This window comes from Yersinia rohdei ATCC 43380, from assembly GCF_000173775.1.
GTDB classification, from domain to species: Bacteria; Pseudomonadota; Gammaproteobacteria; order Enterobacterales; family Enterobacteriaceae; genus Yersinia; species Yersinia rohdei.
Window position 1 is genome coordinate 1 of the sequence record NZ_ACCD01000030.1, and the last position, 26516, is coordinate 26516.

The following is a 26516-nucleotide window of genomic DNA, read 5'->3' on the forward strand; positions in this document are numbered from 1 at the left end:
GCGGCCAACGCATCAGCGGGTTGGAAGATGACGAGTATACGCTGGCAGTTATGGATAGTTGCCTTCGGCTTCTTCATGCAAACGCTGGACACCACCATCGTCAACACCGCGCTGCCATCAATGGCGGCCAGTCTGGGCGAAAATCCGCTGCGCATGCAGTCGGTTATTGTCTCTTATGTTCTGACAGTGGCGGTAATGCTGCCCGCCAGTGGTTGGCTGGCTGATCGTATTGGTGTGAAATGGGTTTTCTTCTCGGCGATTATTTTGTTTACCCTCGGTTCACTGTTGTGCGCGCAAGCACAAACCCTGAATCAGTTGATTTCTTTTCGCGTCCTGCAGGGAATTGGCGGTGCCATGATGGTGCCGGTTGGTCGTCTGACCGTGATGAAAATCGTCCCGCGTGAGCAATATATGTCGGCGATGGCCTTTGTCACTCTGCCGGGTCAAATTGGGCCATTGGTTGGCCCGGCACTGGGGGGGTTTTTAGTAGAATACGCCAGTTGGCACTGGATTTTTCTGATCAACTTACCGGTCGGGGTGATTGGCGCAGTGGCTACTTTGCTGTTGATGCCCAATTACACCACCCGCACTCGGCGTTTTGATATCAGTGGTTTTCTCATGCTGGCTATCGGCATGGCAACCCTGACACTGGCGTTGGATGGCCACAATGGCTTGGGCTTACCCCCACTGGCAATTGCGGGTTTGGTACTTTGCGGAATATCGGCGCTGTTGGGTTACTGGTGGCATGCCCGTGGCAACAGTTCGGCCCTGTTCTCATTGCGGCTGTTCAAAAATAAATCTTATTCTCTTGGCCTGATGGCCAGTATGAGCGCCCGTATCGGTAGCGCCATGCTGCCCTTTATGACGCCGGTATTTTTACAAATTGGGCTGGGATTTACCCCCTTCCATGCCGGATTAATGATGATCCCAATGATTATCGGCAGCATGGGGATGAAGCGGATTATTGTGCGCGTGGTTAACCGGTTTGGCTACCGGCGGGTGCTGGTCTACGCCACATTGTTGCTGGCGGTGGTCAGTTTAAGTTTGCCAATGGTCGCCCTAATGGGGTGGACGTTACTGCTGCCGGTAGTGCTATTTTTCCAGGGAGTGCTTAATGCATTGCGCTTCTCTACGATGAATGTCTTAACCTTGAAAGATTTACCCAATCGGCTGGCCAGTAGCGGCAATAGCCTGTTGTCGATGGTAATGCAGTTATCCATGAGCTTAGGGGTCAGCACCGCCGGGATATTACTGGGTATTTTCGCCAATCATCAGGTGACAACCAACACCCCTGCAACCCACAGTGCATTTTTATACAGCTATCTGTGCATGGCCATCATTATTGCCCTGCCAGCACTGATATTTAACCGCGTGCCACCGGATAATGGCACTAACCGCAATCTGACCCGCAGCCGACCAACCGATAAAACAGGTGAAAAACAATGAGAATCGGCATTACCGGAAAACTGTTTATGGCCATATTTGCCACCTGCATGCTGGTGTTGATTACTATGCATTGGGGTATCAGAGCCAGCTTCGAGCGCGGTTTTATCGATTATATAAAGCAAAGCAATGAACAGCGGATCAATATGCTAGCAGATGCCCTCGAAGTGCAGTACCAGCACAACGGCAACTGGAATTTTCTGCGTAACAATGACCAAGTTATTTATCAGATAATGCGCTCTTTTGAACAAAATGGTGATAACAATCGCGGCCTGCCACCGCGTGGGTGGCGCTCTCAATTTTGGGTGGTTGATAATCACCAAAATCTGCTGGTCGGGCACAGTGACCGTTTGCCAAATGATGCCAGACGCAGGGCAATAACTGTGAATAAACAAGTGGTTGGCTGGGTAATATCTACCCCGCCGGAAAAACTGACCCGCAATGCAGACATTAACTTTGATAAACAACAGCGCCAAACCAGTTGGATAATTGTCGCCTTATCGACCTTACTGGCCGCAGCCGTAACCTGGATTTTATCCCGTGGGATGTTGGCTCCCGTCAAACGTCTGGTGGAAGGTACCCATCGACTGGCTGCGGGTGATTTCAGTGCTCGGGTGGCCGTTAGCAGCCGTGATGAGCTGGGCCGTCTGGCTCAGGATTTTAACCAGTTGGCCAGTTCGCTGGAAAAAAATGAACAAATGCGACGCGACTTTATGGCCGATGTTTCCCATGAGTTGCGCACCCCACTGGCGGTGCTGCGCGGTGAGCTGGAAGCATTACAGGATGGAGTGCGCCAGCCAACACCGGAGTCATTGATTTCGTTACAAGCGGAAGTGGCAATCCTGACCAAGCTGGTCAATGACCTGCACCAGTTATCGCTATCTGATCGCGGTGCACTGGCTTACCGCAAAACCCAGTTGGATGCAGTACGGCTATTGCAAGTTGCCATCGCCAGTTATCGCGGACGCTTTCAGAACAAAAACATGACCATCACCGCCCACCTACCTGAACACGCCATCATGTTTGGTGACCCCGACCGGCTCAACCAACTGTTTCATAACTTGCTGGAAAACAGTCTGCGCTACACTAACCAAGACGGGGTGTTGGAAATTAGCGCCCAGCTACAAGAAGAAGAATTAATTCTGGTGTGGCAGGACACGAAACCCGGGCTGAGTGACGAGCAATTACAGCGCATTTTTGAGCGTTTTTATCGCACTGAAAGCTCGCGCAACCGCGCCAGCGGCGGCTCGGGGCTGGGTTTGGCGATTTGCCACAATATTGTTGAAGCCCATAGCGGTAAAATCAGCGCGGAACATTCACCTTTGGGTGGCCTACGTATTACGGTAGTCTTTCCCCTACTCACTTCCATAGGGTAATTCATGGTAATGCACGAACCGCTGCAGTCTGCCAGTCTGTCTGGTTATGTATTAATTGTTGAAGATGAGCCTAAGCTCGGGCAGTTGCTGGTCGACTATCTGCAAGCTGCCGGTTACCGCACGCAGTGGCTGACCAAAGGCACCGAGGTCATTGATGCAGTGCGCCAAGCCCCGCCATCGATTATTTTGCTGGATTTAATGCTGCCGGGTCTTGATGGCATCAGCATTTGCCGTGAAATTCGCCGTTTTTCTAATGTCCCCATCATGATGGTTACAGCAAAAACAGAAGAAATTGACCGCTTACTGGGGCTGGAGATTGGTGCCGATGATTATATCTGCAAACCTTATAGCCCACGGGAAGTGGTCGCAAGGGTCAAAACTATTTTGCGCCGCTGCCAACAGCAACCAGAACAAGCGGGCGACACCGCCACACTGATAATTGATGAATCCCGCTTTCAAGCCAGCTATCAAGGGCACATGCTGGAATTGACCCCAGCAGAATTTCGTCTGCTGAAAATATTAGCCACTCAACCCGGCCATGTGTTTAGCCGCGAACAATTATTAAATAACCTGTATGACGATTACCGCGTGGTTACCGACCGCACTATTGACAGCCATATCAAAAACTTGCGGCGTAAACTGGAAGCTCTTGATGGTGAAAAACCCTTTATCCGCGCAGTCTATGGTATGGGGTATCGCTGGGAGGCAGAAATCTGCCGGTTGCTGTAATTAAGCTGCGCTAAGTTTGCATTATGTTGGTGGTGCAGGAGCCCTTGACTACACTGATTAGAGTCACCACCACCAATAGGAGCAAAACTATGGCCATGGGTCACTATGAAATTAAAAAAGCCAAGAATGGGCAATACCATTTCAATCTGAAAGCCAGCAATGGTGAAATCATTCTCTCCAGTGAGATGTATGCCAGCAGAGCCTCGGCTGACAATGGGATATCCTCAGTGCAAAGTAATTCCCCGCATGAAAGTCAGTATGAGCTAAAGCACAACACCAAAAATGAGCCGTATTTCGTATTAAAAGCCAAAAATCATCAGGTTATTGGTATCAGTGAATCCTACAGTTCCGACACTGCGGCTAAAAATGGTATCGCCTCAGTAATGAAAAATGGCCCGACCACCACAATCAAAGATTTGACACAGTAATTTTTAATCATTGGATAGCGTTTTACCGACATTTTTACCGATATTGTTACCTACATTTTTTACCTAAAAATAGCTGCGCGGGGCATCTGACCGCGCATCTTATGGCGTCCCACACTCAAAAAACAGCTGATTTATTCGCCGCGAAAATCACTCAAAATCGGTTAAATTGATCCAGATCATTTAAACCTTACAAAGATTGTGCAATGGCTGTTTTTCTGCTTAAACCCGATTACAATCCCGAGCTTTTAGCCACCCCTTCGGGCGTGGTTCTGACTTGAACTCAGACTGAGAGCCGCTATTTATGCCTTTATCTACCCCTGCATCAAACACGCCTTTTACACCGGAATTATTATCACCCGCCGGTACACTGAAAAACATGCGCTATGCCTTTGCCTATGGTGCGGATGCGGTTTATGCCGGCCAGCCGCGCTACAGCCTGCGAGTGCGAAATAATGAATTCAACCACGAAAATCTGGCCTTAGGTATTCAGGAAGCCCATGCATTGGGTAAACGCTTCTATGTGGTGGTGAATATTGCCCCCCATAACGCCAAACTGAAAACTTTCTTGCGCGATTTAAAACCGGTGATTGATATGGGGCCAGATGCACTGATTATGTCTGATCCGGGCCTGATTATGCTGGTGCGCGAGGCATTTCCACAGATGGATATCCACCTGTCAGTACAAGCGAATGCCGTCAACTGGGCTACCGTCAAATTCTGGCAGCAAATGGGATTAACGCGCGTGATTCTTTCCCGCGAATTATCACTGGAAGAAATTGCAGAAATCCGCGCACAAGTGCCGGATATGGAACTGGAAATTTTTGTCCACGGCGCACTGTGCATGGCCTATTCTGGCCGCTGCCTGCTTTCCGGCTACATCAATAAACGCGACCCAAATCAGGGGACATGCACCAATGCCTGCCGCTGGGAATATAATGTCCAGGAAGGGAAAGAAGACGAAATTGGCAATATTGTGCATATCCACCAGCCAATTGCGGTAAAAAATGTCGAACCGACCCTGGGAATTGGCGCGCCAACTGACAAAGTATTTATGATTGAAGAAGCCCAGCGCCCCGGCGAATATATGACGGCGACTGAAGATGAGCATGGCACTTACATCATGAATTCCAAAGATTTACGTGCCATTCAGCATGTAGAGCGCTTAACTCAGTTGGGCGTGCATTCGCTGAAAATTGAAGGCCGGACTAAATCGTTTTATTACTGCGCGCGTACCGCCCAGGTATACCGCCGCGCTATCGACGATGCGGTTGCTGGCAAGCCGTTCGACCCCACCTTACTGACCACATTGGAAGGTCTGGCTCACCGGGGTTATACCGAAGGCTTTCTGCGCCGCCATGTGCACGAAGAACAGCAAACCTACGAATATGGCTATTCAGTTTCAGAACGTCAGCAATTTGTCGGGGAATTTACTGGTGTGCGCCGTGATGGCCTGGCTGAAGTCGTGGTTAAAAACAAATTCTCTGTCGGTGACAGCGTCGAACTGATGACGCCAGGCGGTAATATCCAGTTTACACTCGAAAGCATGCAGGATAAAAAAGGCCAGCCAGCCGATATTGCGCCGGGTAATGGGCATATCATGTATTTGCCGATCCCAGAGGATATTAATGTAGAATATGGCTTACTGATACGTAATCTAAATGGGACAAATAGCCGAAATCCCCATGAAAAAGCGTAACAAAAAACAATAAAAAATAATGCCATCACCAAGGTGGCATTTTTAGCAAATATTAGAAATGGATCACATCAATTATAATTACATTGGGGTAGCATGGTTCGAGTACAATAAAGAACTAAAAAAGGTTTAAAGCAAGACTAGGAACCACCTCCTTGGCTAGCCCAATCTCCCTTGGGCTGGCCTTTTCTTTTGGCATTTCAACTCATTGTTTTTCATTGATTTATTATTAATGGTATTTATTAAGCGATTCGTTAATAATAACGTACTCTAATATTATCAATTATTTCACGCAGCATAATAAATATTCCCTCGCAAAAAATATCCCCAGCGAAATTAAACCTGCGTTTATTACGCCAAACTAGCTGTAATACTTACGGCTATTTCTGGAATAATCTAATAGGTAAATTAAACAAGTATGGAGTATTGTTATCCTTATTGTAGAAATGATCTGGAGCAAGTTATGACGCCAATGCCACATACACTTCTAATCCTTAATGGTAAGGAATCGGGAAATCTGGATGTTCGTAATGCCGTCAAAAACTTGCGCGAAGAAGGGCTAACACTGCATGTTCGCGTCACTTGGGAACAAGGAGATGCAAAGCGGTATGTTAAAGAAGCTGCCGAACTGGGTGTCGATACTGTCATTGCCGGTGGTGGAGATGGCACAATCAATGAGGTGGCAAATGCGCTGATGGCCGTGCCCGCCGCTAACCGCCCCAGTTTGGGTATCTTACCATTGGGTACCGCCAACGATTTTGCCACCAGCTGTAATATTCCACTGCCAATAGAAAATGCAATGCAATTGGCGGTTAAAGGCCGAGCGGTTGATATCGATTTAGCACAAGTTAATGGCGAGCACTATTTTATCAACATGGCGACCGGTGGCTTTGGCACCCGCATCACTACCGAAACGCCCGACAAACTCAAAGCAGTGCTTGGCGGCGCATCTTACTTTATTCATGGCCTGATGCGCATGGATGCCATTAAAGCAGACAGCTGTGAAATACGTGGCCCTGATTTCGCATGGTCTGGTGATGCCTTAGTGATAGGGATAGGCAATGGCCGGCAAGCCGGTGGCGGGCAACCGCTCTGCCCGGATGCACTGATTAATGATGGCCTGCTGCAATTACGTTTACTCACCGCCGAAGAATTATTGCCCGCCTTGCTCGCCAGCGTGTTTAGTGGTGAGAAAAACAAAAATGTGGTTGAAACATCCTTACCTTGGCTCGACATCACAGCCCCTCACGACATCACCTTTAATCTGGATGGTGAGCCCCTCTCAGGTAAACATTTTCGCATTGAAGTCATCCCCAATGCTATTCAATGCCGTCTTCCACCCAATTGTGATTTGCTAGGGTAATGAATTTGACATGGGCTGGCATTGGCTAGCCCCTGATTATCCTCTACTTTATTAATTCGCCTATTGGTATAAAACCCCGCATCGACAGTGTATTAGCTCTATTTTCTTTACTTTTCCCCACAAAATCTTTCATTTCAATCTTTTTTTCTTTCATTTTAAATTCATTATTTGAAAGATTTATCTTTCAAAGTGTGATCTATATGCGATAAATAGATCTAAAAAATGATTATGGTAGTGCACATGGCGACAGACAAGATGCTGAAGTTCATTTTGACACCTCGCATTTTGAACTCTTTTATCACACAGAACATGATATTTATTTTTATAAAAAACAGCCATAACCTCGATTACAGGAGAAGAAAAATGATTGAACTTATCACCCATGGAGCCGAATGGTTTATCGGTCTCTTCCAAAAAGGGGGAGAAGTTTTTGTTGGCATGGTCACCGGGATTTTACCTTTATTAATCAGTTTGTTGGTTATTATGAATGCCCTGATTAAGTTTGTCGGTCAGGACAGAATTGAACGATTAGCACAACGTTGCGCGGGCAACCCCGTCTCCCGTTATTTATTACTCCCCCTGATCGGTACCTTTGTATTCTGTAACCCAATGACATTAAGTCTTGGGCGCTTTATGCCAGAAAAGTACAAACCAAGTTATTACGCAGCGGCCTCTTATAGCTGTCACTCAATGAATGGTTTGTTCCCACACATTAACCCAGGTGAATTGTTCGTCTTCCTCGGTATCGCCAGCGGCTTAACCACACTGGGGCTGCCATTGGGCCCACTGGCGGTGAGCTACTTCTTGGTCGGGTTGTTCACCAACTTCTTCCGTGGCTGGGTTACTGATCTGACGACATCTATCTTTGAACGCAAGATGGGCATCCGTTTGGATCGCACCGTACAACTTTGATATTTAAGTTAAATACTTAACGTGTGGAGCAGATCATGAGTGAATTTATCCGGATTGAAAAAGGCGAAGGCGGCTGGGGTGGCCCATTAATATTACCAATCGTCCCAGGTAAAAAAATTGTCTATATCACCGCCGGTACCCGTCCGGCCATTATCGACCTCATCAGCGAACTGACGGGCTGGGAAGCGGTTGATGGATTTAAAGAAGGCGAGCCTCCAGCAGAGGAAATCGCGGTCGCTATTATTGACTGCGGCGGCACCTTGCGCTGCGGCCTTTATCCTAAGCGCCGTATTCCGACAGTTAATATCCATTCGACTGGTCAATCCGGGCCGATGGCGCAATACATACTGGAAGATATTTATGTTTCCGGAGTGCGTGAGAAAAACATCCACAAAGTGACTGCAACTGACCCTGCTGTGGCTGCTGGTTCAGCACCAGTGGCACCTAAAGCCGCCGAAACCACCGCCACCAAAGGGGCGCGTGATTACGACACCAGTAAGAAAATCACCGAACAAAGTGATGGTTTGCTGGCAAAAGTTGGCATGGGCATGGGCTCTGTCGTTGCCGTGTTCTTCCAGTCCGGTCGTGACACCATTGATACGGTGCTGAAAACCATTCTGCCTTTTATGGCTTTTGTGTCGGCATTAATCGGCATCATCATGGCCTCTGGCTTGGGTGATTTTATTGCCCACGGCTTAACACCTTTGGCTAGCAGCCCAATCGGGTTGGTGCTCTTAGCCTTGATCTGCTCCTTCCCATTGTTATCACCCTTCTTAGGCCCAGGGGCTGTTATTGCGCAAGTCATCGGCGTATTGGTTGGGGTTCAAATTGGTTTGGGGAATATCCCACCACAATTAGCCCTGCCAGCGTTATTTGCGATTAATGCTCAGGCGGCGTGTGACTTTATCCCGGTGGGCCTGTCTTTGGCGGAAGCAAAGCAAGATACCGTGCGGGTCGGGGTTCCATCAGTGCTGGTGGGACGCTTCTTGACAGGGGCACCAACAGTATTGATTGCCTGGGCCGCCTCAGCCTTTATTTATCAGTAAAACTAATAACAGCAACCAGATTCAAACAAAATTTCTGTAATACATTCAACGGTTAAGGATTACGTATGAATACTATCTATCAGACAACAATTATCAATATCGGTGACAGCGCCCGCGAGGCGCTGTTGGATGACATGCTCATCACCTTCCGTGAAGGCGCGCCCAAAGATATTGAAGAGTTCTGTTTTATTCACCAGCACAGCACTACCGATGGGGAATTACAGGCAGGAAACATCATGGAATTAGCACAACAGCGCTATGTCATCACGGCGGTGGGGGAAGTTGCCACCCAGAATCTGCGCGAACTGGGCCACGTCACTATTCGTTTTAATGGTGATGAGCAACCTGAGTTCCCCGGATCCATTCATGTCGCAGGCCCAACACCCAGTGATATTTCTGTCGGCAGTTCATTGAAATTTATTCGTTAATTTATTGAGTTATACCCAAGGTCACTGGCGTTGTAGCATGGTAACCATTCACCAGCGCAACGTTAAGTACCAAAGGCATTGGAGGTGTATATGACACAAGTAGCAGTAGTTATCGGCGGTGGGCAAACTTTAGGGGCATTTTTATGCCAGGGTCTGGCAGAAGCCGGTTATAAAGTGGCTGTTGCTGATTTAAATTCAGATAATGCCCAGTTGGTAGCCGCTCAGATTAATGCGGAATATGGTGCCGGCAGCGCACAAGGTTTCCAGGTTGATGCGACTAATGAAAATAGCGTACAAATGCTGGCAAAAGCCGTCGACCTGCGCTTTCATCAAACTGATTTACTGGTTTACAGCGCCGGTATTGCCAAAGCCGCACCTATTACTGATTTCCCGCTGGATGATTTTGACCGCTCATTGCAAGTAAACCTGGTGGGTTACTTTTTATGTGCCCGTGAATTCTCCCGTCTGATGATTCGTGATGGTATTGCTGGGCGTATTATCCAAATCAATTCCAAATCAGGTAAAGTGGGCAGCAAACACAACTCTGGTTACAGTGCTGCAAAATTTGGCGGTGTCGGCCTGACACAATCATTGGCACTGGATCTGGCTGATTACGGTATCACGGTGCATTCTCTGATGCTGGGTAATTTGCTTAAATCGCCGATGTTCCAGTCTCTTTTGCCACAATACGCTGCAAAGTTGGGCATTAAGACTGACGAAGTTGAGAAATACTATACCGATAAAGTGCCGCTAAAACGTGGCTGCGATTATCAAGATGTATTAAATACTTTGTTGTTCTACGCCAGTGATAAAGCGGCATATTGCACCGGCCAATCAATTAATATCACGGGTGGGCAGGTTATGTTTTAACCCAGCCGCCGGAGAATCCCGAATTACTGACTCGCACCGGTGATTCGGGAACACCAAAAGCAAAGAGAGAGATATGACTCCCACATCTGCACTAATCACCATTGTCATCATCGCCTGGGTACTGCAAAGCTTGCTTGGTTGGTGGCAAATCAATCAGTTTAATCGTGCTTTTGACCGGTTATGCCAGCACAGTAAATCGGTTGGTGTTGGCCGTTCTGGTGGGCGTTTTAAACCCAGAGTAGTGATGGCGCTGGCTTTTGATGAAAATATGCGCGTCAGTGACAGCATGATCATGCGCGGAATCAGTGTTTTTGCCCGCCCGCGCCCACTAACTCACCTTCATGGGTTACATCAACAGGATTTAATCCCGGATGTGATCTTCCCTGCGGATACTGCATGTCAAACTGCACTATCATTAGCGATTAAACCGAAATCATGATATTTTCACAATGAAAGCTATTCTTTTTCATGTGAAAGTAATACCTGAAAAAGGGGCAATGAAAATACTTGAGCAGGTATCGCTATGAAACCAAAGCAGCGACAAGTCGCTATCCTGGAATATCTCCAGCAACACGGTAAAACGGCAGTCGATCAACTCGCCGAGCATTTTTCAACTACGGGCACCACTATCCGTAAAGATTTAACCAGTCTAGAACATGAAGGGGCGGTGATCCGCACTTACGGAGGGGTGGTCTTAAATCGCGACGATATTGAGCAACCCATTGATCGTAAAACGCATATTAATACCGAAAAGAAAAAACAAATTGCTAAAGCTGCCAGTAAATTGATTAAAGACGGTGATAGCCTGGTTTTTGATGCCGGCAGCACCGTACTGCAAATGGTGCCGCACCTGACACAATTCAACAATATTACGGTGATGACCAACAGTTTGCATATCGTCAACGAACTGGTTGAGTTGGATAACGATCAGACAATCTTGATGCCGGGCGGGACTTACCGTAAAGGCTCCGCCTCTTTTCATGGTAGCCTGGCAGAATCTGCTTTTGATAAGTTTAGTTTTGATAAGCTGTTTATTGGCGCAGATGGTGTTGATCTTAATGCCGGTGTCACCACGTTTAACGAAGTTTATCATGTCAGCACCGCGATGTGTCACGCCGCCAGTCGCATCATTCTCCTGGTCGATTCTTCCAAATTTGGCCGTAAAAGCCCAAATGTTGTATGCGCACTCAGTGCCGTCGATACCCTGATTACAGATAAAGGTATCAGTGACGAATACTTGCAGGCACTACAGGATAAGGGCATTAACATCATTCTGGTTGATAAAGATGACTAACCCACTGCTTACCTATGCCCGAGAAACACTGGAAATTGAACTGACCGAAGCACAGCGCTTGTTATCACGATTAGATGACAACTTTGTGCGCGCCTGTGAATTATTGTTGGCTTGCACTGGCAAGGCCGTTGTTTCTGGAATCGGCAAATCCGGTCATATTGGCAAAAAAATCGCCTCTTCATTGGCCAGCACCGGCACTCCGGCCTTTTTCGTGCATCCTGCCGAAGCATTACACGGTGATTTGGGCATGATTGGCCAGCAAGATGTGTTGATTTTTATCTCCTATTCGGGCCGGGCCAAAGAGCTAGATATGATCCTGCCGTTATTGGCAGATAGCCACATTCCGGTGATTGCCATTACCGGAAGTAAAGAATCACCCTTAGCACAGGGCGCAGCCTGTGTGCTGGATATCAGTGTTGAACACGAAGCTTGTCCAATGGGATTAGCGCCGACCTCCAGCGCCGTCAATACATTGATGATGGGAGATGCGCTGGCCATGGCATTAATGCGCCATCGTGGATTTAATGCTGACGATTTTGCCCGCTCCCACCCCGGCGGCAGTTTGGGTGCCCGATTGCTTAACCGAGTCCATCATTTAATGAGAACCGGTGAGCGCTTGCCGGTGGTCAAAGAGTCCGACACTGTCATGGAAGCTATGCTGGAGCTAAGCCGCACCGGATTAGGACTGGTAGCAGTTTGCGATCCACAGCAGCGGGTAGTGGGTGTTTTCACCGATGGCGATTTACGCCGCTGGTTGGTCAAAGGGGGCACCTTGCAACAACCTCTCGAACCCGCCATTACCCGCCCGGGTTACCGATTACCCGAGCAATGGCGCGCCGGTGAAGCACTGGAAGCACTGCACCAGCATCATATCAGTGCTGCACCTGTGGTAAATCTGGATGGGAAGCTGGTCGGCGCTATCAATCTGCATGACTTACATCAGGCCGGAGTGGGCTGATACTTTTCTTCATGTTGACATTGCAGGAGTGCTGGCGACATCCAATAACCCAGACTCACATGAGGCTGTAAAGTCATTGGGGTAATGTCCTTTGCCGCCCTCCTGCAACTCGCAATCTATAAGATACAGACTTTTTTAAAAAGCATGACAATGAGTTAGTGCCAGTTAGGGTCTTGTTGTAACTGTTTTTTCAGCATGAGCTGAACATGCTCACTGGGGCGGCCCAGCCATTGATAAGTGGCAAACTGGCTCGGATTATCAAGCGCTTGGGGTTTATCATCTACCGAAACGCGCATGCCCCATGCTTGCATAGTTTGTTTTTTATCCCGGCTAAATGCAACCCACATAAAATTATTGCTGCAATCATGGGGTTTACAGATCCGCCCCACTTTATACTGCTGCCCTTGCCAATTTATTACTTCATAAGGGGCGGATGTTCCGACGCCCTTACGCGCCCATGTCGGCAAGTTTTTCTGACTCTTTACCATTTTTTGCCAGCTATTTTTATACACCGGCTGTTGCATAAGGTCGCCAGTGGTCGCAAGGAGTTTGGCTGGTACTGTTTGAGGAGGTAGTGGCGCAACAGGGGTGGCGGGTTGTGCCACCGCCCAAGAACTGACAGTGAGTATCACCGCAGCAGCAAGACAATGGCCGGTTTTATGACCTTTCATTATCGAAAATCCTTATTATCTGATTAATCTACTCGCCAGACATTGAATGGTAAATTTGCAGGCGTGATATTAGTTTGCATGTCTATGACCCTCAACGGGAGGAAAAGTTGATCCATAGCACGAATTTTCATCCTAATTTTCGTTATACCACAATCTGTATGACAGCTTGAGGTAAGCTATAAACCATATAACGATGAGCCGCTAACTCTCTCGTGCACAAACTTCCGATAAAGGCCATGCCATGTTAACCCTTGAGTTACCCGAAGCACCCAAGACGCTGTATTACTCTGCCGGAGATGTCCATCCGCTTAGCAAACTTGAGAGTGATAAAATCATCCAGATGGTGATTGACCTGGATGTCGCTAACTCTGACAGCGAACACTATGTTACCGGCTGGATGGGGTTAAATAGCGTGGTGGTGATACGGAATTATCAGAATAAACGCGGCACCGCCAATGGTTTTGTGGTGAATAAAGGCGATAGCTATCGGTTAAGTATTCAGTCGATTGAGTTTCGTATTCCTAAAATGGTGCTGTGGATGAGTTTTCGCCGCAAACCGCGCACGATGGAGTTAATCACTTACGAAGCCCTGGGAGATCAACCCAGCGGTATGCAGCAATATCGCAATGTGCTCGACGAAGAGTTACGGCAACAATGGGATAATGATTGGCGTGAACTTAATGATTATCTGGGTGCAGCCTGCTGGCAGTTAGAAAATGACGCCCCATTGTGGCAGCAAACACAGCAAGAAATCACTGTTGATGCCATTAGCCAGCTTATTTCCGCCCCGATTTTCAAAACCAAACATTTACAAGCTGACGGGGATTACGCCGGGTTCTGGGCCGGTGAATACTTTTTCGCCATCAGGAAACCGACGGCGGAAAATCCATTACCTGCGGTACAGATTTCCTGGCGAGAGGATGAAAAAGACATCGGCACCTACCAGTTCGACCTTATCAAGGATGAAACTGGCGAGCCGAAACTTTCATTGCGCATTCGCCCACGCAAAGGAGCCGACAGCTACCTGCTTAACCGTTTTGATGCCAATCATCTACAGCGCGCCATCGCGATGTTTGCAATGGCTCAGCGCTATTTGCTGGCCCAGTAAGAATGACTAAGGGCAAATAACATCCCCAAAGACATTGGCGTGACGGCAAGGCAGCCAGTGAGTAAGTCCCGATGAGCTTACTCAAGTAAGTGATTCGGGCGCACGAATGCCGCTAACACCGCCGCCGCGTCAAGGGCGAAGGGGATTACCAGAATTGATGAAAATGATGCACCGGCCCGACCCCCTCACCAACTTCGAGGGTATCGGCCTGCTCCAGCGCGCCTTGCAGATACTGCTTGGCGGCATTTAGGGTCTCGGCCCAGTTGGTGTGCCGTGGCCGCAATGCTGCCAGTGCCGCGGATAAGGTGCAACCGGTGCCGTGGGTATTTCGGGTCGCAATTCTAGGAGTAACAAAACGCTGTTCTCCTTGGGCGGTAAACAACCAGTCTGGGCTGTCTTCGCCGCTCAGATGCCCGCCTTTCATCAACACGCCCTGGCAACCTAAAGCCAACAGTGCCCGCCCTTGCTCACACATTTCTTGCTCATTTTTGGCGTGCTGACAGCCGAGTAATGTTGCTGCCTCCGGTAAATTGGGTGTAATTAAGGAAACTTTAGGTAGCAGCAGCTGGCGTACCGCATCAACCGCCTCTGGTGCCAGCAACGGGTCACCACTTTTGGCGACCATCACGGTATCTAACACCACAAATGGGATGGGATAGCGGCGTAGCTGTGTGGCAACCACCTCAACAATAGCGGCATTTGCCAGCATGCCTATTTTGGCGCTATCTATCCGCACGTCACTCAATACAGAATCTAATTGGGCCGCCACAAAAGCCGGCTCGATGGTATAGACCGACTGCACGCCACGGGTATTTTGCGCCACTAATGCGGTGATAACACTGGTGCCGTAGGCCTGTAATGCAGAGAAGGTTTTCAGATCAGCTTGAATACCGGCACCGCCGCTTGGGTCAGTTCCGGCAATAGTGAGTGCATTAATTCGCTTCATAAATTCACCCCAGCACTTATATTGGTATTTTTTATGGTCAAAAATGGGGTGTTAAAGGTCATAATTGAAGAGAAAACAGTGAGTTGAACGTACATACTCCTCCTAACCAGCCGCCAAGAATGTGGTGCTCTGCGGCACCGCAACGCCCCTAGGCTGGCATTATTCAGTGTTTTCCACAAGGTAGCATAAAGTCTTAAGTATTATATAAAACAACTATAAAAATCTGACGTCATTTTCCTGTTTTTAACACCAAACAGATATTGAAGAGAAAATTCAGCTCATCAGCGATGGCAATAAATGCTTTGGATTTACATCAAAAATTATAAAATAGAGACATATTGTAAAAATTAAATAAGTTTAATATCGATAACATTTACCAAAAAACATAATAAGGTTAAGCACTGATTTATAAAGTGAAATATTTATTTAAGGAAAAGGTCAATGCTATAGTAAAAACTTGACCAGTTAAAAGGATATTAAAAATGGCAGACTTTACAACAGCAATATCATCAGATAGGCCACCTATGGCTCAATCAACTTGGTCTAACTCACCAGAAACATTATTGAAGAACAATGCTGTTAATGAATTAAAATTTCACTATGAAAATGGTGACCAAGACAAAAAGAACAGCATAGAAAAAGCAGCAATGATTCATATTATGAACATTTGCGGTAACCTTAATTATGTTGCTGATGACGAAGTGCAAAATAAATCAGTTAATACCGCCACTCGGCTTGTTGAGTATTTTTCAGGGAAAAATGATATTCATAACAAGGCTGAGCTAGCAAAAGAGATCCAAAATACTCATCAGTTTGATTTTTCGGTGCTAAACAAAGAAACAGCAAGTAGTAGTCTACAAACTTTAAAGAACTTTATTAACAACATTTTACCTGATGCGGCTATTCAAGCTGATGTGGCTGTCCAAACTGATGTAGCTACTCAAACTGATGTGGCTACTCAAACTGATGTAGCTATTCAAGCTGATGTAGCTATTCAAACTGATGTTACAAAAGCTCAATCAGCGACAGAACACCTAGTAAAAACATCAAACCATAGTAATATGGAGGCGATAGTTATAACAGCAACAGATAATAAAGACTTAATAAGTGAAACACCAAATCCACAACTAGAAATGGGAGAACTTGATAAGCCCATAGTCCTAAATTTAGAAGAAAACAAAGAAAATGATAATTTTATCAGTAGATTCTTCACCAAAATCTCCGCTATTTTAACAACTATCATCTCACCGCATCGATAAACCAACAAAAAATAAGGGAGCTTAAACTCCCTTATTTTAAAAGATCGATAAATGTTACCACTCACCGCACAATAATTTTACAACATCATCTGTTATATTTACCAACAAATTAAAGCACTAAACATTTAGTTTTATTTTAATAATATCGCGCAAATACAAACAGCAAGAAAAATTAAAAATAAATATATTCCTCCACCATATTATCTAGCTCTTATCCAGCTCAAGAAAAGCATCAACACGATTAAGGACATAAGCGACTTGATGCCATATCTCAGTGTATTTAATTAAGTTATAAGTGTGCAAAAATTCAATTAATAATACTTTGGTTTGCCGTAAAATTTTGTTATCGGTTGGTGGCTGACTATTTTTTTCAACCTGTTTTTGCAGCACCTCAATTTTTTGCAGAAATGCATCAGTCTCATCTGCCCCTGCCCCCTCCTGCAACTTAGTCACTATTTGTGCTAGCAACCAAGGAATATAGAAATGATGAAGATGGGAACTCTGTACCCTGGCATCGGTTGCAGACCAGGATGTATTCAGTGCCCCACAATAAGTGCCATGACCACTACTTGCCCCTGTCAGCCCACAAACCCCGGCTTCCACATCCAGTGCATAACGTAATCCCTGATTATTAATAAATATGGCATCCTGTGAGTTTCGTTCACTGAAATTAATTACTTTGCCAATGCGCTCACCTAATTTAGGCCCGGTCAAAACACCACGAAAATTCATTTTTTGTGGTTTATCATTTAGATAAAAATGTAAAACCTTATTTTCATGCCCATTGACTAAGTAGCGATGATCACTATCAGTGATAAAATACCACCGGTGTGAGTGCATATGATAAGAAGTGGCATTATCACAACGATAGCCAATAGAGTAATCACTGTAACTACTGCGGCTATAGGTAAAAAAAACAGATGAGTAAGGTGCAAGTCCGATATTAATCAATGACAGACAGGATGCTTCTGTTAATGCCCGCCCATCAGATAACTTGTTGTAAGCGATTAAATAATTATTCTCAGCATTATAGTAAATATCCTCTTCGTAACCTTTCCCTCCCAAATAGAGATTAATATCATCTGGCTCATTCAAATGCTGTACGACAACATCACGATATTCTAATTCATCTACTACTTCGAGTGTTTCTTTATATTGTAGGAAGGGTCTAACTGCAGATGATTTAAGATTTTCAATATACTCTTCATCAAACCATATACTGTCTGCATTCATATGAGATGTTGGTTGATGATATTGTCTATTCCGGCCTGGCAAGTGATTAGCAGAATTATTTACGAGCGTTAAATCAATATAAAAACCATTATTATCTAGTGATAAGTTAGTCTCTGTCCCCTGATTCACCAAAACGAACTTTTCATTTATTTTTTTTGGCAGCCAGCTCTGCCCAGGATTTGCAATATCACAATAAGTAAATCCCACATCGGCGGCTCTCCCCCCCTTCCTCAGACTTTCTGGATGCAAGCAATAGATATTACGATCAAAGCCTTCGCCAGAAAATGCCGTCATTATCTGCCCACTATGGCTATAAAATATTGAGGAGCTTCGCCCATCGATATCTATGGGTGTTTTTTTTCTGGTTAAGATAATACTATGCCCACGACTTGCATAATAATTATAGCCAAAATATTTTTCCGAGAATAAGTTAGAGTTATACTTAAAAGAAATCCGCTTGTCGTCAGGATATAAATTCTTAGGCAATACGCGATAAGAACTTATATTCGCAATCAACCCGTTAGCTCTCAAATCCGCCGAATTAGTGTCTTGGTAAAGTGAGGCTGATTGTCCAGTGAATGAAAAATCACTAAAGATATCGACTCTAATATGGGGTGGGATTTTAATAGAGGATATATTATTATTCCATTGCCTAAATAGCCATTCATCCTCTGTGTAAATTGGGACACAAAACTTTCTCGAGTCACCTTTTTCAGTATAATTATCTCCAGAGTAAAAACAGACATTCTCAGCATGAAAACTATCAGACATTACATTGAAAGAGATAAATATCACCACATAACACAGCTTACCTATATTACAGTTTCTATTCATGCTTCACCTTTAAAGAAGAAGTATGTAGAGACATGCTATTTTTGCATGAGTGGATACGTCATGATTTACCTTTTCATACTCACATACAGAGATTTTAATTAATAGAATAATTCATTAGAAATAAATCCATTTTTTATGGGTTATTTATTATAAAAACAAAGATTTCGTTTTTATCACAACTGACACACAAACTAAAAAGCCCCCGAGAATATCTCGAGGGCTTCGTTTATATCAGATGAAATTTCTTATCAAGAAAAGGGATTTATTCCCACTCAATAGTCGCAGGTGGTTTACCACTGATATCGTAAACTACGCGAGAAATACCATTTACTTCATTAATAATACGATTTGAAACACGGCCCAGGAAGTCATATGGCAAATGTGCCCAATGTGCCGTCATAAAATCAATAGTTTCAACAGCTCGCAGTGAAACAACCCAGTCGTATTTACGCCCATCGCCCATCACCCCGACAGAACGAACCGGCAGGAAGACGGTAAAGGCCTGGCTGACTTTATTGTACAGATCCGCTTTATGCAGCTCTTCAATAAAGATGGCGTCGGCGCGGCGCAGTAAATCACAATACTCTTTCTTCACTTCGCCAAGGACTCGCACCCCTAAACCAGGGCCTGGGAATGGGTGACGGTACAGCATGTCGTACGGCAGGCCCAGTTCCAGACCAATTTTTCGCACTTCATCTTTAAACAGTTCTTTCAGCGGTTCTACCAGCCCAAGTTTCATCTCTTTCGGCAAGCCGCCCACATTATGGTGAGATTTGATGACATGTGCTTTACCGGTAGCAGAGGCCGCAGACTCAATCACATCTGGGTAGATTGTGCCTTGTGCCAGCCACTTAACTTGCTCTTGCTTGCAAGCTTCTTCGTCGAATAGCTCGACAAACACGCGACCAATAATTTTACGTTTTGCTTCTGGCTCATCAACCCCCGCCAATGCGGTCAGGAAACGATCTTCAGCCGCCACATGGACAATATTCAGACCGAATTTATCGCCGAACATTTCCAATACTTGGTTGGCTTCGTTTAATCGCAGCAGGCCATTATCAACAAATACGCAAGTCAGGCGGTTGCCAATGGCACGATGCAGCAGCATAGCGGTGACGGATGAATCTACACCACCGGACAGACCAAGAATCACGTGGTCTTCACCAATCTGCTCACGTAGGCGAACAATTGCATCTTCAATAATGGTCGCGGGAGTCCACAATGCTTCGCAGGCGCATATATCCAACACAAAACGTTCTAACAAACGTTGGCCTTGCTTGGTATGGGTCACTTCAGGATGGAACTGCACACCATAAAAATGCTTGTCTTCATTGGCCATAATGGCAAACGGGCAAGTATCAGTGCTGGCAACTGTCACAAAATCAGCAGGGATCGCCGTGACTTTGTCACCATGACTCATCCAAACATCCAATACCGCTTCACCGGCAGGATTGATGGCATCTTTGATATCACGAATCAGTGCGCTGTCAGTTTTAATTTCAACCTGCGCATAACCGAACTCGCGCTGATTTGAACCTTCAACTTTGCCGCCCAACTGCATAGCCATCGTCTGCATGCCGTAGCACACACCCAGCACCGGAACACCTGCGGTGAACACATAATCAGGCGCGCGTGGGCTGTCATTCTCAGTGGTACTTTCGGGGCCACCGGAAAGAATAATACCGCTGGGATTAAACTCACGGATTTGGGCTTCGGTCACGTCCCACGCCCATAGTTCACAATAGACTCCGATTTCACGAACACGACGCGCCACCAATTGGGTGTATTGCGAGCCGAAATCAAGAATAAGGATGCGATGCTTATGGATATTTTTTGTCATGTGAGGCAAGTCCAGGGTTTTTAATAAAATCAAATAATTGAAAGTATACCAGTGAGCGAAACCAAACCGTTGGTTAACGCCCGCCACACAGCATGTACAGTTGACACAAGGTCAATAAGCACTGCTAGCAGCGGACGATGACCAAACTCGCCGGTTCAAGCCACTGAAATTAGCCCATCCGATAATTAGGGGATTCTTTCGTGATCGTCACATCATGCACATGGCTTTCTTGAATACCCGCACCACTAATACGGACAAATTCCGCTTTGGTACGTAACTCGTTGATGGTGCCACAGCCAGTCAGCCCCATACATGAGCGCAGGCCCCCCATTTGCTGATGCACAATCTCTTTCAACAGACCTTTGTACGCCACACGCCCTTCAATACCTTCAGGGACTAATTTATCGGCTGCATTATCGGTCTGGAAATAGCGATCTGAAGAGCCTTTGGACATCGCACCCAGCGAACCCATACCGCGGTAAGATTTGAATGAACGGCCTTGATAGAGTTCGATTTCACCCGGAGATTCTTCAGTACCCGCCAGCATAGAGCCGACCATGACACAAGAAGCCCCCGCCGCAATGGCTTTAGCGATATCACCAGAGAAACGAATGCCGCCATCCGCAATCACCGGGATACCAGTGCCTTCCAGCGCTTCAACCGCATCAGCAATAGCGGTTATTTGCGGAACACCAACGCCAGTAACAATGCGGGTTGTACAGATTGAACCTGGGCCGATACCCACTTTGACCGCGCTGACACCGGCATCAGCCAAAGCTTTAGCTCCAGCCCCTGTCGCGACGTTACCGCCCACGATTTGCAGGTTAGGATATTTAGCACGCGTTTCGCGGATACGCTGTAAAACGCCTTCGGAATGGCCGTGAGATGAGTCAATCAGTAACACATCAACACCAGCAGCCACCAGAGCATCAATACGCTCTTCGTTACCGGCACCCGCACCAACAGCAGCACCCACACGCAAACGGCCATGTTCGTCTTTACAGGCGTTCGGCTTACGTTCTGCTTTTTGGAAGTCTTTTACGGTTATCATGCCGCGCAGGTGGAAGCTGTCGTCAACAACCAATGCTTTCTCGACACGCTTTTCATGCATTTTTTGCAGCACAACTTCGCGGGCTTCGCCTTCTTTGACAGTAACCAAGCGATCTTTCGGTGTCATAACCGCAGTCACAGGTTGCTCTAAGTCGGTAACAAAGCGAACATCACGGCCAGTAATGATCCCAACCAACTCGTAATCTTCGGTTACTACCGGATAACCGGCGAAACCGTTACGGGCGGTCAGTTCTTTAACTTGGCGCAGGGTTGTGGTTGGAGTCACAGTCTGTGGCTCGGTCACTACGCCACTTTCGTGTTTTTTCACCCGACTGACTTCTTCAGCCTGGCGTTCAATAGACATATTTTTGTGGATGAAGCCTAAACCGCCCTCTTGTGCCAGCGCAATGGCCAGACGAGCTTCGGTAACAGTATCCATTGCTGCGGACAGCATCGGGATATTCAGGCGGATAGTTGCAGTCAGTTGAGTACCAAGTTCTGCCGTATTAGGCAAGACTGTGGAGTGGGCTGGAACCAAGAGAACGTCGTCAAATGTAAGAGCTTCTTTCGTGATACGTAGCATGGGCAATATCTCACCAAGGTGAATGTAAAAAGATAAAATATTGCCGTGGCATTATACAGAGCGTAATCGGTTGCCTCCAGCACTTTCTCATTATTTTTCTTGCTAAGTGGTTTGAGGAAGGTAATATCGATCAATTAAGTGCTTGTTTAAAAACTTGATCCAGGTCACATGTCGCAATCTTCTACGTCAACAATTTTTACTGTCAGCCGCCTGAATCAGACGGTACGGCAACTGCTGGAAATGGAAATGGGCCAGATTTGGCTCACGGCCGAGATTTCCAATTTCTCTCAACCGGCATCGGGTCACTGGTATTTCACCTTAAAAGACGACCGGGCGCAGGTGCGCTGCGCGATGTTCCGCAACACTAATCGCCGAACCACTTTTCGCCCGCAAAATGGCCAGCAAGTTTTGGTCAGGGCATCAATTACCCTGTATGAACCGCGCGGTGACTACCAATTAATTGCCGAAAGCATGCAACCTGCCGGTGACGGATTACTGCAACAACAGTTTGAACAGCTTAAACAGCAACTGGCCGCAGAAGGGCTTTTTGACCAAACTCACAAGCAAGCACTCCCCAGCCCAGCCAAGCAGGTCGGGGTGATTACCTCATCCAGCGGTGCCGCTTTGCACGATGTTTTGCAAGTTTTACAACGTCGTGACCCCTCACTGCCGGTTATTATTTATCCCACCGCAGTACAAGGCGTTGATGCGCCGTTGCAGATAGTGCGAGCTATCCAATTGGCTAACCTGCGCGCTGAATGTGATGTGTTAATCGTCGGGCGTGGCGGCGGTTCACTGGAGGATTTGTGGAGTTTTAATGATGAGCGGGTTGCCCGCGCCATTTTTAACAGCCACATTCCTATTGTCAGTGCTGTCGGCCATGAAACCGATGTCACCATCGCGGACTTTGTTGCTGATTTGCGCGCCCCGACTCCGTCCGCTGCCGCTGAGTTAGTCAGCCGTAACCAAATAGAGCTGATGAGACAAATTCAGGGCCAGCAACAGCGGATGGAAATGGCGATGGATTACTATCTGGCGCAACGTAGCCAGCAATTCACTCGCCTTGAACATCGGCTTCAGCAGCAGCATCCGCATTTGCGTTTAGCTCGCCAGCAAACGCTGTTATTAAAACTGCAACGCCGGTTAGCAGAGAGCGCACAGGCTCAAATTCGCCAACTATATCGGCGCACTGAACGGCTTCAGCAACGTTTGATTCAGGTTCAACCACAAGGGCAAATCCACCGCTATAACCAGCGGGTGCAACAGCAAGAATACCGTTTACACCAAGCTCTGGAACGCCAGTTAAACGGCTATCGCCAGCGTTTTGGCATCGCCTGTTCACAACTGGAGACAGTCAGCCCATTAGCAACACTGGCCCGTGGCTACAGTGTCACCCAGACCCCAAAGGGCGCGGTACTCAAAACCACCCAACAAGTGCATGCCGGTGATAAGCTCACGACCCGGCTGCAAGATGGCTGGGTAGAAAGTGAAATCACTCAGATTAAGGTGACAAAAAACGCTATGGCAAAAAATGATGCGCCCAAGAAACCACGCCAGCGTAAAGCTGCCGAGTCGTAAAACAGCGCCGCAATAAAACAGCTTAGCACCACCAGGCCAGCACGATTTTTTGCTGGCCAAACAAACCCGGTCACACCCTCGGCAGATAACTGTAGTGGACGCGACTTTTCGAAATCAGCCCGTGACCATGCTGACAAAAATAATCCACAGCACCACAAGCTTTCAATACTTGCAGTGGCTTGCCACAATCAGGGCATTCAGCCTCCTGTCGATAGTAGCCGTGGCAGTGAGAGCAATGAAAGTGGTCACTCACTTGCTCCATTACCTGCTGACAAACCGGACATAACGCCGCCATAAATTCCTCCTGAATTTTACATCACACCCAACGAGCGCAAGAAATAGATACCCAGCGCAGTGGTAAAGAATGAACCGACGGTGGTGAGTGCAATAATATTTGCGGCAAGCACCGCATTTCCCCCCATCGCACGGGTCATGACATAGCTACCAGCGGCGGTTGGGGTAGCCGAAAACAAGAAAATGATCCCTAAGGTTGCGCCTCGGAATCCCATAAATAACCCACCCACAGTCATCAATATAGGCACCACGAAGAGTTTTGCCACCGAGGATAATGCTGCCACATTAGAAGATCGGAACATGGCATGCCAATCGAGGCTCGCGCCAGTACAGAGTAACGCCAGCGGAAGTGCCAAAGCTGAGATATAGCTGCCAGTTTGTACAATCACTTGAGGAATAGGTAAGTGGGTTTGAGCATAAACCACACCGCACAGCAACCCAATAATCAATGGGTTAGTGACAATGCTGCGCAATAATGCCATTTTGCTGATTGCCCCGCCCTGCCCGGTTTGCAAACTGCGGGTCAGTGTTATTACCGATAACATATTGAACAATAATACTGTCACCGTCAGATACATCGACCCGAGAGCAACCCCCTCAGCGCCATAAGCGGTCATAGCAAAAGCCAAGCCCATAATCGCGGTATTGGCCCGAAAACCGCCCTGCACAAAGACACCTCGCTCTCGTGGGTCTTTTACCAGCCGCTTAGCGGCGATTTCAAGCAATAAAAAGGTGACTAAGGTGCCAACTGCGCCATAGATAGCCAGAGGCAAGTTATCCAGCAAGCTGACGTGATTGGTGGCAACACTGAAAAATAGCAGGCAGGGGAGCGCCAGATTGAAAACTAATTTGGTCGCGCCATCACAGAAGCGGTCATCCATCAAACCAAAACGCCGTAATAGCACACCGAGTAACATCATCAATAAGCTAGGCACGGTTACACTAAATGCAAAACTCCAGGTTTCCCAAGACATGGCTGACATTCACCCCCTACCGTTTACTGTTATATAACATCCAAAATGCAAAAAGCGCGGATAACCCGCGCTTTGCTGCTATTACTTAGCTTTTTTCAGATGCGACATCAAACGTTTACGTTTACGCATTTGATTTGGCGTTAACGTGTTACGTTTGCCTGCAAACGGGTTCTCGCCCTCTTTAAACTGGATACGAATTGGCGTACCCATTACTTTCAGTGAACGACGGAAGTAATTCATCAGATAGCGTTTGTAAGAGTCTGACAAGTCAGTCACCTGATTACCGTGGATAACCACAATCGGCGGGTTATATCCCCCGGCATGAGCATATTTCAGCTTCACGCGGCGACCACGTACTAAAGGAGGTTGATGGTCTTCTTCTGCCATTTGCATGATACGGGTCAGTAAGGAAGTACCCACTCGCTTGGTAGAGCAATCATAAGCTTCTTGTATGGATTCAAACAGGTTACCCACACCACTGCCATGTAAAGCAGAAATAAAGTGAATACGGGCAAAATCAACAAAACCAAGACGCAGGTCTAGCATATCTTTAACCTGTGTACGGGCTTCTTCAGACATGCCATCCCATTTGTTGACCGCAATAACAAGTGAGCGCCCACTATTAAGAATAAAGCCTAATAGAGACAAATCCTGATCCGAAATCCCATCACGGGCATCAATAACCAACAGCACAACGTTGGAATCTTCAATGGCCTGTAAGGTTTTAATAACCGAGAATTTTTCAACCGCTTCAGTTATCTTGCCGCGCTTACGCACACCGGCAGTATCAATCAGAATATATTCGCGCTCATCGCGGGTCATTGGAATATAAATGCTGTCACGCGTTGTGCCCGGCATATCATAAACCACCACACGATCTTCACCGAGGATACGGTTGGTTAGTGTGGACTTACCTACGTTAGGACGCCCGACAATGGCCAGCTTGATTGGCAGACTCAGTGGATCAAAATCATCCTCTTCATCTTCAGGAATAGCGTCTTCGTCTTCTTCCTGTGCAGCCCAATAGGCAGCATTAGCTTCTTCGTCGGTTAATTCTACTTCTGGCTCTTCGGCATCCATATAAGGAGCCATAACATCTTCAATCAGCTGAGTCACACCACGGCCATGGGAAGCAGCAATAGCATGAACTTCACCCAAGCCTAATGAATAGAAATCAGCTGTTGCTGTATCTGGGTCAATACCATCAGTTTTGTTCGCAACCAGAAAAGTCGCTTTCTCGCGGCTGCGCAGATGTTGAGCAATCCCCTGATCCGCTGGCATCAATCCAGCACGGGCGTCGACCATAAACAGCACAATATCAGCTTCTTCAATCGCTAATAACGATTGGCCGGCCATTTTAGTTTCTACGCCATCTTCTGTGCCATCAATACCTCCGGTATCGATAACAATAAACTCATGACCTTCGACCTCGGCACGACCATATTTACGGTCACGCGTTAGCCCGGGAAAATCCGCAACTAACGCATCTCGGGTATGCGTTAAGCGGTTAAATAGTGTGGATTTACCCACATTCGGGCGCCCGACCAGCGCGATGACAGGTATCATTGTTGAAGCCTCATTACTTAATTTTCAAATCATTACAGCG

The 26516-nt window shown here is 46.8% G+C and carries 24 protein-coding genes; 16 read left to right on the top strand and 8 right to left on the bottom strand.

The annotated features are described in order from the left end of the window. Positions 1-27: 27 nt before the first annotated feature. From mdtD to gutQ, 13 genes are all read left to right on the top strand, one after another. Positions 28-1446 carry an MFS transporter gene (mdtD, locus tag YROHD0001_RS03085; RefSeq protein ID WP_032817883.1) on the top strand — a complete coding sequence of 473 codons (1419 nt, stop codon included), beginning with the start codon at positions 28-30 and terminating at the stop codon, positions 1444-1446. After that, complete coding sequence (gene baeS, locus YROHD0001_RS03080; RefSeq protein ID WP_032817847.1) at positions 1443-2819, top strand: envelope stress sensor histidine kinase BaeS; 1377 nt, start codon at positions 1443-1445, stop codon at positions 2817-2819. The genes mdtD and baeS overlap by 4 nt, the downstream gene beginning before the upstream one ends. 9 nt (positions 2820-2828) lie before the next feature. Beyond that, positions 2829-3548 carry an envelope stress response regulator BaeR gene (gene baeR, locus YROHD0001_RS03075; protein WP_032817886.1) on the top strand — a complete coding sequence of 240 codons (720 nt, stop codon included), beginning with the start codon at positions 2829-2831 and terminating at the stop codon, positions 3546-3548. An 89-nt stretch (positions 3549-3637) separates the two neighbouring features. Then, positions 3638-3976: a YegP family protein gene (locus YROHD0001_RS03070; RefSeq protein ID WP_032817850.1), complete on the top strand. Its 339-nt coding sequence runs from the start codon at positions 3638-3640 to the stop codon at positions 3974-3976. Between the two features lie 301 nt (positions 3977-4277). Next, positions 4278-5672, top strand: a complete 1395-nt coding sequence (gene trhP, locus YROHD0001_RS03065; protein WP_004716130.1) for a prephenate-dependent tRNA uridine(34) hydroxylase TrhP — start codon at positions 4278-4280, stop codon at positions 5670-5672. A 469-nt stretch (positions 5673-6141) separates the two neighbouring features. Further along, entirely contained in the window at positions 6142-7032 is an 891-nt protein-coding gene (gene yegS / locus YROHD0001_RS03060; RefSeq protein ID WP_072087070.1) for a lipid kinase YegS, read from the top strand. A 363-nt stretch (positions 7033-7395) separates the two neighbouring features. Continuing rightward, entirely contained in the window at positions 7396-7944 is a 549-nt protein-coding gene (gene srlA / locus YROHD0001_RS03055; protein ID WP_004716132.1) for a PTS glucitol/sorbitol transporter subunit IIC, read from the top strand. Between the two features lie 35 nt (positions 7945-7979). After that, positions 7980-8990, top strand: a complete 1011-nt coding sequence (srlE, locus tag YROHD0001_RS03050; protein WP_032817854.1) for a PTS glucitol/sorbitol transporter subunit IIB — start codon at positions 7980-7982, stop codon at positions 8988-8990. 65 nt (positions 8991-9055) lie between these two features. Next, positions 9056-9418, top strand: a complete 363-nt coding sequence (srlB, locus tag YROHD0001_RS03045; protein WP_004716134.1) for a PTS glucitol/sorbitol transporter subunit IIA — start codon at positions 9056-9058, stop codon at positions 9416-9418. Between the two features lie 90 nt (positions 9419-9508). Further along, positions 9509-10288: a sorbitol-6-phosphate dehydrogenase gene (gene srlD, locus YROHD0001_RS03040; RefSeq protein ID WP_032817857.1), complete on the top strand. Its 780-nt coding sequence runs from the start codon at positions 9509-9511 to the stop codon at positions 10286-10288. 73 nt (positions 10289-10361) lie between these two features. Beyond that, the gene (gutM, locus tag YROHD0001_RS03035; RefSeq protein WP_004716137.1) at positions 10362-10727 is read left to right on the top strand and encodes a transcriptional regulator GutM; all 366 of its coding nucleotides are present in this window, start codon (positions 10362-10364) and stop codon (positions 10725-10727) included. 84 nt (positions 10728-10811) lie between these two features. Then, positions 10812-11582: a glucitol operon DNA-binding transcriptional repressor SrlR gene (gene srlR / locus YROHD0001_RS03030; RefSeq protein WP_004716138.1), complete on the top strand. Its 771-nt coding sequence runs from the start codon at positions 10812-10814 to the stop codon at positions 11580-11582. Continuing rightward, positions 11575-12540 (top strand): arabinose-5-phosphate isomerase GutQ, encoded by a 966-nt coding sequence (gene gutQ / locus YROHD0001_RS03025; protein ID WP_032817860.1) that lies wholly within the window; start codon positions 11575-11577, stop codon positions 12538-12540. Before srlR ends, gutQ begins: the two co-directional genes overlap by 8 nt. A 155-nt stretch (positions 12541-12695) precedes the next feature. On the opposite strand, the gene YROHD0001_RS03020 is transcribed toward gutQ, so the two are convergent. Further along, entirely contained in the window at positions 12696-13211 is a 516-nt protein-coding gene (locus YROHD0001_RS03020) for an inhibitor of vertebrate lysozyme family protein (protein ID WP_004716141.1), read from the bottom strand. A 241-nt stretch (positions 13212-13452) separates the two neighbouring features. Between YROHD0001_RS03020 and YROHD0001_RS03015 the strand changes: the two genes are divergently transcribed. Next, entirely contained in the window at positions 13453-14319 is an 867-nt protein-coding gene (locus YROHD0001_RS03015; protein WP_004716142.1) for a hypothetical protein, read from the top strand. Positions 14320-14464: 145 nt separating this feature from the next. Here YROHD0001_RS03015 and thiD read toward each other — a convergent pair whose 3' ends face one another. After that, entirely contained in the window at positions 14465-15265 is an 801-nt protein-coding gene (gene thiD / locus YROHD0001_RS03010; RefSeq protein WP_004716143.1) for a bifunctional hydroxymethylpyrimidine kinase/phosphomethylpyrimidine kinase, read from the bottom strand. 482 nt (positions 15266-15747) lie between these two features. Between thiD and YROHD0001_RS03005 the strand changes: the two genes are divergently transcribed. Further along, positions 15748-16524: a hypothetical protein gene (locus tag YROHD0001_RS03005; RefSeq protein WP_032817862.1), complete on the top strand. Its 777-nt coding sequence runs from the start codon at positions 15748-15750 to the stop codon at positions 16522-16524. Between the two features lie 204 nt (positions 16525-16728). Here the strand turns inward: YROHD0001_RS03005 and YROHD0001_RS0118535 are convergent, their stop codons facing one another. The 3 genes from YROHD0001_RS0118535 to guaB all read right to left on the bottom strand — a co-directional run bounded on the left by YROHD0001_RS0118535 (position 16729) and on the right by guaB (position 22064). Beyond that, positions 16729-18591, bottom strand: a complete 1863-nt coding sequence (locus tag YROHD0001_RS0118535) for a hypothetical protein (RefSeq protein WP_032817865.1) — start codon at positions 18589-18591, stop codon at positions 16729-16731. A 262-nt stretch (positions 18592-18853) separates the two neighbouring features. Further along, a complete protein-coding gene (guaA, locus tag YROHD0001_RS03000; RefSeq protein ID WP_032817869.1) occupies positions 18854-20431 on the bottom strand; it encodes a glutamine-hydrolyzing GMP synthase in 1578 nt (525 codons plus the stop codon). A gap of 169 nt (positions 20432-20600) precedes the next feature. Then, on the bottom strand, positions 20601-22064 hold the full coding sequence (gene guaB, locus YROHD0001_RS02995; protein WP_032817870.1) for an IMP dehydrogenase: 1464 nt from the start codon (positions 22062-22064) through the stop codon (positions 20601-20603). A gap of 168 nt (positions 22065-22232) precedes the next feature. Here guaB and xseA point away from each other — a divergent pair, with 168 nt between their 5' ends. Next, on the top strand, positions 22233-23642 hold the full coding sequence (gene xseA / locus YROHD0001_RS02990) for an exodeoxyribonuclease VII large subunit (protein ID WP_004716148.1): 1410 nt from the start codon (positions 22233-22235) through the stop codon (positions 23640-23642). A 70-nt stretch (positions 23643-23712) separates the two neighbouring features. Here xseA and YROHD0001_RS02985 read toward each other — a convergent pair whose 3' ends face one another. The 3 genes from YROHD0001_RS02985 to der form a co-directional block, all read right to left on the bottom strand. Then, complete coding sequence (locus tag YROHD0001_RS02985) at positions 23713-23937, bottom strand: zinc ribbon domain-containing protein (RefSeq protein WP_004716149.1); 225 nt, start codon at positions 23935-23937, stop codon at positions 23713-23715. Between the two features lie 16 nt (positions 23938-23953). Beyond that, positions 23954-24910 (bottom strand): AEC family transporter, encoded by a 957-nt coding sequence (locus tag YROHD0001_RS02980; protein WP_032817888.1) that lies wholly within the window; start codon positions 24908-24910, stop codon positions 23954-23956. Between the two features lie 81 nt (positions 24911-24991). Then, on the bottom strand, positions 24992-26476 hold the full coding sequence (gene der / locus YROHD0001_RS02975; protein ID WP_004716151.1) for a ribosome biogenesis GTPase Der: 1485 nt from the start codon (positions 26474-26476) through the stop codon (positions 24992-24994). Positions 26477-26516 lie beyond the last annotated feature (40 nt).